At 38.7% G+C, this 9,413-nt stretch carries 11 protein-coding genes; 7 read left to right on the forward strand and 4 right to left on the reverse strand.

The genetic code is table 11. The features are described from left to right. The first annotated feature begins 244 nt into the window (after positions 1 to 244). Positions 245 to 1,609 (forward strand): branched-chain amino acid transport system II carrier protein, encoded by a 1,365-nt coding sequence (gene brnQ / locus ACDX78_RS13035; RefSeq protein ID WP_486028526.1) that lies wholly within the window; start codon positions 245 to 247, stop codon positions 1,607 to 1,609. Positions 1,610 to 1,814: 205 nt separating this feature from the next. On the opposite strand, the gene ACDX78_RS13040 is transcribed toward brnQ, so the two are convergent. Continuing rightward, positions 1,815 to 2,021 carry a HepT-like ribonuclease domain-containing protein gene (locus ACDX78_RS13040; RefSeq protein WP_486028548.1) on the reverse strand — a complete coding sequence of 69 codons (207 nt, stop codon included), beginning with the start codon at positions 2,019 to 2,021 and terminating at the stop codon, positions 1,815 to 1,817. 321 nt (positions 2,022 to 2,342) lie between these two features. Here ACDX78_RS13040 and ACDX78_RS13045 point away from each other — a divergent pair, with 321 nt between their 5' ends. The 5 genes from ACDX78_RS13045 to ACDX78_RS13065 all read left to right on the forward strand — a co-directional run bounded on the left by ACDX78_RS13045 (position 2,343) and on the right by ACDX78_RS13065 (position 5,350). After that, complete coding sequence (locus ACDX78_RS13045) at positions 2,343 to 3,134, forward strand: helix-turn-helix domain-containing protein (RefSeq protein WP_486028527.1); 792 nt, start codon at positions 2,343 to 2,345, stop codon at positions 3,132 to 3,134. Positions 3,135 to 3,202: 68 nt separating this feature from the next. Beyond that, the gene (locus ACDX78_RS13050; RefSeq protein ID WP_486028529.1) at positions 3,203 to 3,775 is read left to right on the forward strand and encodes a dihydrofolate reductase family protein; all 573 of its coding nucleotides are present in this window, start codon (positions 3,203 to 3,205) and stop codon (positions 3,773 to 3,775) included. 19 nt (positions 3,776 to 3,794) lie between these two features. Next, entirely contained in the window at positions 3,795 to 4,163 is a 369-nt protein-coding gene (locus ACDX78_RS13055; RefSeq protein WP_486028530.1) for a nuclear transport factor 2 family protein, read from the forward strand. 15 nt (positions 4,164 to 4,178) lie between these two features. Further along, entirely contained in the window at positions 4,179 to 4,352 is a 174-nt protein-coding gene (locus tag ACDX78_RS13060) for a hypothetical protein (protein ID WP_486028532.1), read from the forward strand. Positions 4,353 to 4,789: 437 nt separating this feature from the next. After that, the gene (locus ACDX78_RS13065; RefSeq protein ID WP_486028534.1) at positions 4,790 to 5,350 is read left to right on the forward strand and encodes a dihydrofolate reductase family protein; all 561 of its coding nucleotides are present in this window, start codon (positions 4,790 to 4,792) and stop codon (positions 5,348 to 5,350) included. A 111-nt stretch (positions 5,351 to 5,461) separates the two neighbouring features. Here the strand turns inward: ACDX78_RS13065 and ACDX78_RS13070 are convergent, their stop codons facing one another. Further along, positions 5,462 to 6,124: a GntR family transcriptional regulator gene (locus ACDX78_RS13070; RefSeq protein ID WP_486028536.1), complete on the reverse strand. Its 663-nt coding sequence runs from the start codon at positions 6,122 to 6,124 to the stop codon at positions 5,462 to 5,464. 209 nt (positions 6,125 to 6,333) lie between these two features. Further along, positions 6,334 to 7,941: a catalase gene (locus ACDX78_RS13075; RefSeq protein ID WP_486028538.1), complete on the reverse strand. Its 1,608-nt coding sequence runs from the start codon at positions 7,939 to 7,941 to the stop codon at positions 6,334 to 6,336. 239 nt (positions 7,942 to 8,180) lie between these two features. Between ACDX78_RS13075 and ACDX78_RS13080 the strand changes: the two genes are divergently transcribed. Further along, on the forward strand, positions 8,181 to 8,333 hold the full coding sequence (locus tag ACDX78_RS13080) for a hypothetical protein (protein ID WP_486028540.1): 153 nt from the start codon (positions 8,181 to 8,183) through the stop codon (positions 8,331 to 8,333). 29 nt (positions 8,334 to 8,362) lie between these two features. On the opposite strand, the gene ACDX78_RS13085 is transcribed toward ACDX78_RS13080, so the two are convergent. Further along, complete coding sequence (locus ACDX78_RS13085; protein ID WP_486028542.1) at positions 8,363 to 9,139, reverse strand: DUF3891 family protein; 777 nt, start codon at positions 9,137 to 9,139, stop codon at positions 8,363 to 8,365. Between the last annotated feature and the right edge of the window lie 274 nt (positions 9,140 to 9,413).

Genomic DNA, 9,413 nt, shown 5'->3' on the forward strand with positions numbered 1-9,413 from the left:
ATGTGACAGGGCAGACGACTGCGTTAAGTTCCCTATATAAGTATAATTACCATTAATATAATTCAGAAAGAAAAGTAAGTAGCACAATTATCAAAACGTATCAATTAACAGGATTCGTAAAAAATTTAAAAAATTCCCTGTTAATATATTGCATTTTTACTAGGTAAATAGTATGATAATTATCATTGATATATTGCATATAGCCTAAGGGATTATATAAAAAACCACCAGGAGGGGAACTTAAATGAAAGACGAGAAACTATCATTTTCAGCACATTTGGCAATAGGGGTCATGTTATTTGCATTATTTTTCGGGGCTGGTAACTTAATTTTTCCGGCTGAATTGGGACAGAACGCTGGTACAAATGTTTGGCCGGCAGTATTTGGATTTTTAATTACAGGGGTTGGACTGCCGCTGCTCGGGATTATGGCCATGAGTTTTTCAGGCAGTGCAAATCTGCAGGAATTGGCAAGTCGGGTTCATCCGGGATACGCGATATTTTTCACGTCTTTATTATATTTGACTATCGGACCATTTTTCGCAGCTCCCCGTACCGGGACGGTTGCATTCGAAGTAGGAATTTCACCATTTGTAAGTGAAGGAAATCAGCAAGCGGGTTTACTTATTTTTACGATTATCTTTTTTGCAATTGCTCTATTATTTTCATTAAAACCACGAAAAATAGTGGATAATGTAGGAAAAATATTGGCACCTGGAATCGTTATTTTACTTTTGTTTTTGTTGGCATTTGTGGTATTCAATCCGATGGGAGCCGTAGAATCACCGCAGGAAGCGTATGAGAGTGGTGCTTTTATGACCGGATTTCTGGAAGGATACAACACAATGGATGCGCTGGCTTCACTTGTGTTTGCTATTATCGTGATTAACGTCGTTCGTTCGATGGGTGTTAAATCCAATAAGGGAATTCTTAATGCTACCGCAAAAGCGGGTGTCATTGCGATTCTGTTACTTGGTGTAATTTATGCAGGTATTGCCTATTTAGGTGCAACAAGCACCCAAATTTTCGGAATTGCGGAAACTGGCGGACCAGTACTTAGCAATGCAGCTGCTTATTATTTTGGAACATTTGGTTCTATTCTGTTAGCAATTGTTATTACACTAGCTTGTTTAACCACAAGTATTGGGTTAATTGTTGCAAATTCAGAGTACTTTCATACACTGCTGCCAAAAATCAGCTATAAAGCATTCGTTATATTTTTCTCTTCGTTAACGTTTGTTGTTGCGAATTTTGGGCTTGCAAATATTATCACTTTCTCTGTACCAGTGTTGATGTTCCTGTACCCATTAGCGATCGTACTTATGCTGCTAACATTTATATCACCTTTATTTAATCATGATAGAATGGTATATGTTTCTACGATTGCAGTTACTTTCTTCATCAGTATATTTGATGGATTAAAGGCATTGACTGATTCACTTGGAATCGCTCATTTTGGGTGGATGGAACCTTTTATTTCCTTATTTGAAAATACATTGCCTATGTATGACCAGGGATTGGGCTGGCTGCTTCCGGCACTTATCGTTATTGCTATCACAGGTGTCATTAGCCGGGTTAGAAAAGTATCTAATTCTACATCAGAAGCATAAGTTTTTAATGAAAAACCGGTTTTCTCTCGTGATAACGGGTTTACTTGCGAGGTGCTAAATGTTAAATGGCATCATAATTCACAAAGCAATTTACACTATTTTTGCACTTGATTACAGTATAAATCACACTTTAAAAGGCTTAGAGAAACTTATCTCTAAGCCTTAACTTAAAATAAAAAGGCTTTAGATTTAAAATCCAGCCTTTTTACTTCTCTAAACGACTCAGAAAATCTGCTATTTTATCTTTTAATAATGGAATCTCATTTTTAACCACATTCCAAACAATCTCGTTATCCACTCCAAAGTAATTGTGAATTAGAACATCCCTTAATCCTGCCATTTCACGCCAGGGGACATCGGGGTGTTGAGATCGCAAATCCATTGATACGCGCTTAGTTGCTTCTCCAACAATTTCTAAATTTCAATTATTGCATCTTGTATTATTTTGAACTAAAAAAGTCAGTTTCTCCATTTGGGATTTGTTAAGATTACTGTGAATACACTTCTTGCCATACCTTTCCAGTCTTTTACACTAGAAAAAACCATATACATCAAATAAAAATGTAAATAACGAAAAAATTAAAACTATGGTTTAAGGGTGAATACCTACTATTAAAGTAAACCCGTTACTCTCGTGAGGGGCCGTTTTTTTATTTTTTCTATTAAAATATCAATCTATTATGATAAAATAATTACAAATCTATTTTCAGAATTTTTAATGGAGGTCAGAAAAATGTCTATTGATTACCCCGAAATAGATGAAGTGATAAAGTATATTCACAAGCATTTAGATGATCAGCTTTCTCTGGAGAGGCTGGCCAATTATGCTGCTTATAGCCCATATCATTTCAATCGAATATTCAAAGAAAGAGTAGGGGTGCCGCCCCGTTATTATGTCTCCTCCATTCGGCTGCAAAAAGCAAAGGATCTGCTTTTAAAAACAAACTTAAGTGTACGTGACATTGGAATGGAGGTTGGCCAGCAAAGTTTAGGTACCTTCACTACCCGGTTTACCCAAAAAGTCGGTGTGAGTCCTGTTCAATTCCGTAAATCCAGACATCAGGCGGATTACCATTTGAATTCATTAAAAAATTTAACAGATTGGTCAAATGATACTCCACCGGTCTATACAAGCAGTGAAGTACAAGGGACAATTCAGGCTGAGCATTCTTTTCGAGGTATTATTTTGGTTGGTTTATTTTCCAAACCGATCCCGGAGGGTCTTCCTCTTTATGGTACATTACTTTCTTCTTTAGGTAATTTTCATTTTCAAAATGTCCAACCTGGAATCTACTATCTCATGGCTACGGCTGTCACCTGGGAAATGGAAACAACAGATATGTTGCTTCCGCATACAAATTTACGTGCAAAATCAGAACATGCTGTCACGGTAAATCCAAATGCCATTACAGGTCGGCAACAGCTTACACTTCGAGAACCGCGACTTGATGACCCACCTATATTAATTTCCTTACCACTTTTAATACAAAACTTTTTCACCCGAGTGTCTCAACATAGCAATTGATAAGAAATATCCGTATAAGGTATGTGCTAAATTGAGATTATAGTAATTTACAATAAAGGAGGAGCTCCATGGCAACTGGATACCGAAAAGTAATTTATTCGCAGATGCTTTCACTTGATGGCTACATAGAAGCGCGTGATGGGAACATTGATTGGAGTATTCCTGGCGCAGAACTTTTCCAGCACTTTCTGGGCGAGGAAAATACTATTGATACGTATCTTTACGGGAGACGAACGTATGAAAATATGGCTGGCTACTGGCAGGGAGCAGATACAAACGCTGCCAGTACGGAAAGTGAAGTGCAATATGCTAGGACTTGGCAAAAAACCCCTAAAGTAGTTTTCTCAACTACATTGGAGGTTGCAGGGGAAAACAGCAGGATTGTAAAAGAGCATATTGCAGAGGAGGTCGGTCGTCTGAAAGCACAGGAAGGACTGTCAATGAGCCTTGGCGGTGCAGCACTGGCAGAATCGTTTATGCAAATGGATCTGATTGACGAGTATCATTTATATATTCATCCGGTTGTCCTTGGCGGTGGAAAGCCCTTTTTTCCAATGCAAACCAGCATAACCAATCTGAAGCTTCTTGAAACAAAGACATTTGATATCAGTGTGGTTTATCTGCGTTATGAACGTACTTAAAAAATAAGGAGGAACTGAAATGGCAATAACCAAAAATCAGGAGTTTTTTCAGAAAGTAAATGAAGCCTTTGCCAAAGGGGATGTTGATTTTTTAATTGATAATTTGGCAGAGGATATCCAGTGGGTAATGGTAGGAAGCAATACGGTTCAGGGCAAGCAGGCAGTCATCGAGATGTTCGAACCTATGCGTGGGATGGCAGCTGAAAATTATGTGACAAACAATATTATTACTCATGGCAATACTGCTGTCATTGAAGGGAAAATGAGCATGCCAAAAGAAGATGGCAGCTCTGCAACATATGCATTTTGTGATCTTTATACACTGGATAAATTTAAAAACGGTAAAATCAATGAGATGAAAGCTTTCCTTATTGAACTCGATGAATGACTGGAGGTAATAGACATGGGGAGAGTAAAATTTGATATCTCTGTTTCTCTGGATGGCTTCATTGCTGGATCAAATGATAGTCCTGATAATCCAAATGGAGGGAAAAACCTTCATGAATGGGTGTATAAGCTTGCCAGCTGGAGAGAACAGCATGGCCTGAAAGATGGTGAACAGAATAGAGATGATTAAATTTTGCAGGAATCATCAGCTGATACAGGATCAATTGTCATGGGAAAAACGCATATTTGACAGCGGAGTAAATTATTGGGGTGAGAATCCCCCTTTTCACATGCCTGTTTTTGTATTGACGCATGAAAAGCGGGAGAGGCTGGTAAAAAAAGGGAGGACTACATTTTATTTTGTGAACGATGGAATTAAAGGTGCGCTAGAATAGGCAAAGAAAACTGCAGAAAATAAAGATGTTTCCATAGCGGGTGGAGCAAATGTAATCCAACAGCAGGACTAATTGATGAATTTCAGCTTCATGTGGTGCCTGTATTTTTGGACTCTGGTATTAGATTATTTGATTTCAAAGTGAAGCAAAGGACACTGGAAAAAATACAAGTTATTGGCACCAGGAAAGTGACGTACATGAAATATCAGGTTAGAAAGGGAGGGGATGTATTATGAGAAAAGTATTTGCAACTACTTTTGTAACATTAGACGGTGTGATGGAATCACCAAATGAGTGGAATCCGCTATTTTGGAGTGAGGAAGCAGAGAAATATAAACGAGAAGAACTATTTGCAACTGACGCTTTATTGCTAGGAAGAAAAACATATGAAGGGTTTGCAGCTGCGTGGCCAACAATGACAGATGAGGATGGCTTTGCTGACCGAATGAACAGTCTTCCTAAATACGTTGTTTCTTCAACTTTAGAAAAATTGGAGTGGAATAACGCTGACCTTCTTAAAAGGGATTTTATGAAAGAAGTGCAAAGTCTGAAGCGGGAGCCTGGTCAGGATATCGCGATTCACGGAAGTGGGGAATTGGTAAATTCGTTGATGCAGCATGACCTTATCGATGAATTACATATGATGATCTTTCCCATTGTTCTTGGCCAAGGTGAGAGACTTTTTGAAAGTCACGAAACTTCTACAGCATTAAAATTAATAGAGACAAAGAAGTTACCTAATGGAGTAATTGTTTTGCATTATGAAGCCGATCGTAATAAGAATAAGGGATAAATTAGGCGAGAGCTGCTATTCCTCTATTCCAAATAATTTGCCTTGATTCTTATGATAATAACATAGTAAAAGGGATAGCCCTGAAAAAGCTATCCCTCTACTTTTTATCACTTAGCCTTTATTAACAGAACGAAACTCTTCAATAGCTCTAAGCCAGTTTTCCTTCATGATGGAGGAAACTTTTTCGCCATTTCCTTCCCGCATTGATTTAATGATCATGGTGTGTTCTTCTATCGATTTTTCCGTAAGTACAATGGAATTATGATAAAATTGTCTTCGAACATGTGCCTGCAAGTCGTTAATAATATTATGAATATATTTATTGTTGGATGTATCAACAATGACCTGATGGAATTCTTCATCTATTTTTAACGCCGCATAATAATTTTCCGTATGAATTGCTTCTTTAAAGCGGTCGTTTATGCTTTCCAATTGTTCCAGTATGGCATCGTTTAAATGAGGGGTGGCTAATTCAGCAGCTAATGCCTGCAAAACCGCTAAAGGTGGGAGCAGGTCATTAATTGACTCTTTTTCTACCTCTGTTACTTGCGTAGCCTTTCCCGGATACATTTTTACAAATCCTTGTACCTCAAGTAACTGCAAAGATTCCCGGACAGGAGTCCTGCTGATCCCTAAAGCTTTAGCAATTTCATTGTCATTCAGCTTTTCACCAGGTAATAAAGTACCATCTATTATCCATTGCTGCAGTTGATTGAATGCGCTTTCTTTGGCGGACTGGCGAATGGGCTTGGAATGATCACTTGGAATAGGCATTTTGATTCTCCTTCCTCGATATATGTATGATCATTATTTAGTATACTATAAAACGGACAGCATGGAAATATGAGAGCGCAAATTGTTGGCTGAGGCAAACAATTTTATAGTAAAGGGTAAAGGAAAAAGGAATTGGAGTTCTCCAATCCCTTATGCATTCTACGGTTTATTTTGTGATAAATGGAGTTAAACGGAGATCCCAAGGTCTTTTAATAGGGCTCGGAATCATGCCCTTTTTCGATAGCTTCTCCTGGTGCTTTTTCAGCATCTTTAGCACCTAGCGGGTTCATGCTGGAACCATCTTTGGGCGCATTCTCCAGTCCTTCTCTTAGTCGGCGGCCATATTCTTCATCTGCTTCTTCAGCTAGGGCGATCATTTTGTCCTGAATACGCTGGTCACATTGAGACAAATCCCCTACGAGATTGGAAATAAGCTCATTTTTTTCCCAGTCTTCAAACCAGCGGAAAGTTTCACCGGCCTGTTTTGTGTTGTCATTTCGGTCAATGGATTCTCTGACAATGTTTCCTTCTACATAAGGAGTATGTTCTTTTCCGGCTTGTTCTGCTTCCTTTAATCCTCCTAAAACAGACGGTTCATAATTGATATGAGGGCTTTGTCCAGGTGCTTTTTCATTTTCATATCTTGCTGGACCACCTTCCTGATTTGTTGCAACACGTTTTTTAGGCGCATTAATTGGTAATTGTAAATAATTTGGACCTACCCGGTAGCGCTGCGTGTCAGAATAAGAAAACGTCCGTCCCTGAAGCATTTTGTCATCGGAAAAATCGAGTCCATCTACAAGCACGCCGGTTCCAAAAGCGGCTTGTTCTACTTCGTTGTGATAGTTTTCCGGATTTTTATTTAATACCATTTTACCAACAGGTCTCCATGGAAATTGATCCTCTGGCCAGATCTTTGTATCATCAAGTGGATCAAAATCAAGCTCAGGATGTGGTCCGTCTTCCATAATTTGCACGAACATTTCCCATTCCGGATAATCTCCTTGTTCAATCGCTTCATATAAATCTTGGGAAGCATGATTAAAATTCTTAGCTTGAATTTCTTCTGCTTCTTTTTGTGTCAGATTTTTAATACCCTGTTTTGGTTCCCAGTGATATTTCACTAATACGGCTTTTCCTTCCTGGTTTACCCATCTGTATGTGTTCACGCCTGAACCTTGCATCATCCGGTAATTTGCCGGAATGCCCCAAGGTGAATAAATGAATGTGACCATATGAAAGGATTCAGGAGAGCTGGAACAAAAATCAAAAAAGCGTTCGTTATCTTGATAATTGGTGACAGGATCCGGTCTGAATGCATGGATCATATCTGGGAACTTCATGGCATCCCGGATAAAGAATATTTTTATATTGTTTCCTACCAGATCCCAGTTTCCATCCTCTGTATAAAATTTAACAGCAAATCCTCTAGGGTCGCGAACGGTTTCCGGCGAATGAATCCCGTGAACCACGGTGGAAAAACGGACGAAAACAGGTGTCTGCTTTCCTTTATCCTGAAAAACCTTTGCACGGGTATATTTGGATACAGGTTCCTCTCCGACCGTACCATATGTTTCAAAATAGCCATGAGCACCAGAACCGCGGGCATGGACGACTCTTTCGGGAATCATTTCTCTGTCAAAGTGGCTGATTTTTTCAATATAGTCATAGTTCTCCAGCATAGCCGGTCCGCGATTGCCAACGGTTCGTATGTTTTGGTTATTTGTGACCGGATGTCCCTGTCTTGTTGTCAGCGTATCTTCTTCTTCTATGTTTGACTGCTCCTTGTTGTTCTTTGATTGGTCTTTTTCCAACATATATCACCCTTTTTAAATATTTTCTGTTTACTAGTGTGCCCGATGAGATTGAAATAAACCCTGTTTTTTCAGGATGAGGTACAAGAAAATATTTTCACTTGTCACCTCCGTCTGCAGACTTATAAAACCTTCTCAAAAAATCGGTATTTATGATGATGGAACTTCATTCTGGATGACGATGTCAAAAAAGGCTGAAGAATTTATCATTAAGTTAGAAGACACCGAAAGGGATGAGGGTTATGTATGGATATCATTATGAAATGGCGAAAAGTATTGCAGAAGGACGACGTGAGCAGGTGAGAAAAAGTGCGGTACAAACAAGAAAAGCGATGAATATGGTTAAAAAGAAAAGAAGAAAAGGAACAGTTCCTTCATTTATGAAGATAATATAAAAACCCCCTTCTTGGAAGAGGAGGCATTCCTATGATTCGTACTCATTATTAGCTGTAAGCTTCATTGTTAATTCTTCATAAGGTGTATTTTTATAAACTTTTATTAATCCATGTTGGGAAATATCCTTTTTAGCTATTTCTTTTTGTTTGAGATGAAAAGTTATTGGTTTATGGAATGGAAATGGGTCCATGTTGATTGTAGTATCATTTTCCCATGAAAGATGCATTTTCTCTGGAAGGTCCAGTGACTTCGCGAGTGGAATGCCGTCTTTAAAGAAGTTATGTTCATCTTTTTTGGCAACACCCGGCTCATTTAGGCAAATATATAAGGAAATATTGTCACCCAGCTGCACCATCGCATAATGAAAGTCGAACAATTCTTTTTGATAGTCAGGGATCGTTTTAATTATTCTTTGCTGACGCTCCTCCTCCTGTCGTACGAAAGCCTGGGCTTCATCAGAAGTATTGTTCACAAGAAACCGTTTATAATGCTCACTGCATAAAAGACCGGCGTAATTGTCATGCTCCTCTGCCTTATCGATGCCATTTTTATAAAGGATGATTTTAGGCAGGGGAGGAAAAGTGACAAACGTATATGGCGCCTTCTCTTTATCATTCCAGAATGGCTGTTTGTCAAAAGGTACCCAACCGATATCATGTTTGTAAATAGCATAATCTACGGATGATTTAAACATTTCTCCTTTAAACAGGCTGGCTCTCCAATGTTTCATTATTTCTCCGGAAACATGTGCATGGTTATTCTGTTCAATCATGATAAATGAATCATCATGTTCTCTTACAATCATTTCAATCGCATCCTTTCCTGACGGTTATCGCAGTGTAACTGGCTGGTCGACAAAAGCGCCACGTCCTGTGGCATTGTCGGCACTAGCACGTCCTGTGCGTCGTAAGGCTCCCACTTCAAGAATGAAGAAAACATAAAAATGCTAAGTGGGAGATCTAACAGCCAGTAACGGCCCGATTCGTTCAACTAACATTTGTATGAAAACACTTATGAAAATTGCTCTAAAAAGACAACAGGAAAGCAGCTCTCTCAAATTTGATTTTTTGAGAAAATAA

The sequence above is a fragment of the Virgibacillus oceani genome (assembly GCF_041521345.1).
Taxonomy (GTDB): Bacteria; Bacillota; Bacilli; order Bacillales; family Amphibacillaceae; genus Virgibacillus_N; species Virgibacillus_N oceani_A.

What these genes read in the sequence shown, in the direction of transcription:
- brnQ (WP_486028526.1), top strand. Translation starts at nt 245, where the DNA reads ATGAAAGACGAGAAACTATCATTTTCAGCACATTTGGCAATAGGGGTC.
- ACDX78_RS13045 (WP_486028527.1), top strand. Translation starts at nt 2,343, where the DNA reads ATGTCTATTGATTACCCCGAAATAGATGAAGTGATAAAGTATATTCAC.
- ACDX78_RS13050 (WP_486028529.1), top strand. Translation starts at nt 3,203, where the DNA reads ATGGCAACTGGATACCGAAAAGTAATTTATTCGCAGATGCTTTCACTT.
- ACDX78_RS13055 (WP_486028530.1), top strand. Translation starts at nt 3,795, where the DNA reads ATGGCAATAACCAAAAATCAGGAGTTTTTTCAGAAAGTAAATGAAGCC.
- ACDX78_RS13060 (WP_486028532.1), top strand. Translation starts at nt 4,179, where the DNA reads ATGGGGAGAGTAAAATTTGATATCTCTGTTTCTCTGGATGGCTTCATT.
- ACDX78_RS13065 (WP_486028534.1), top strand. Translation starts at nt 4,790, where the DNA reads ATGAGAAAAGTATTTGCAACTACTTTTGTAACATTAGACGGTGTGATG.
- ACDX78_RS13070 (WP_486028536.1), bottom strand. Translation starts at nt 6,124, where the DNA reads ATGCCTATTCCAAGTGATCATTCCAAGCCCATTCGCCAGTCCGCCAAA.
- ACDX78_RS13075 (WP_486028538.1), bottom strand. Translation starts at nt 7,941, where the DNA reads ATGTTGGAAAAAGACCAATCAAAGAACAACAAGGAGCAGTCAAACATA.
- ACDX78_RS13080 (WP_486028540.1), top strand. Translation starts at nt 8,181, where the DNA reads ATGTATGGATATCATTATGAAATGGCGAAAAGTATTGCAGAAGGACGA.
- ACDX78_RS13085 (WP_486028542.1), bottom strand. Translation starts at nt 9,139, where the DNA reads ATGATTGTAAGAGAACATGATGATTCATTTATCATGATTGAACAGAAT.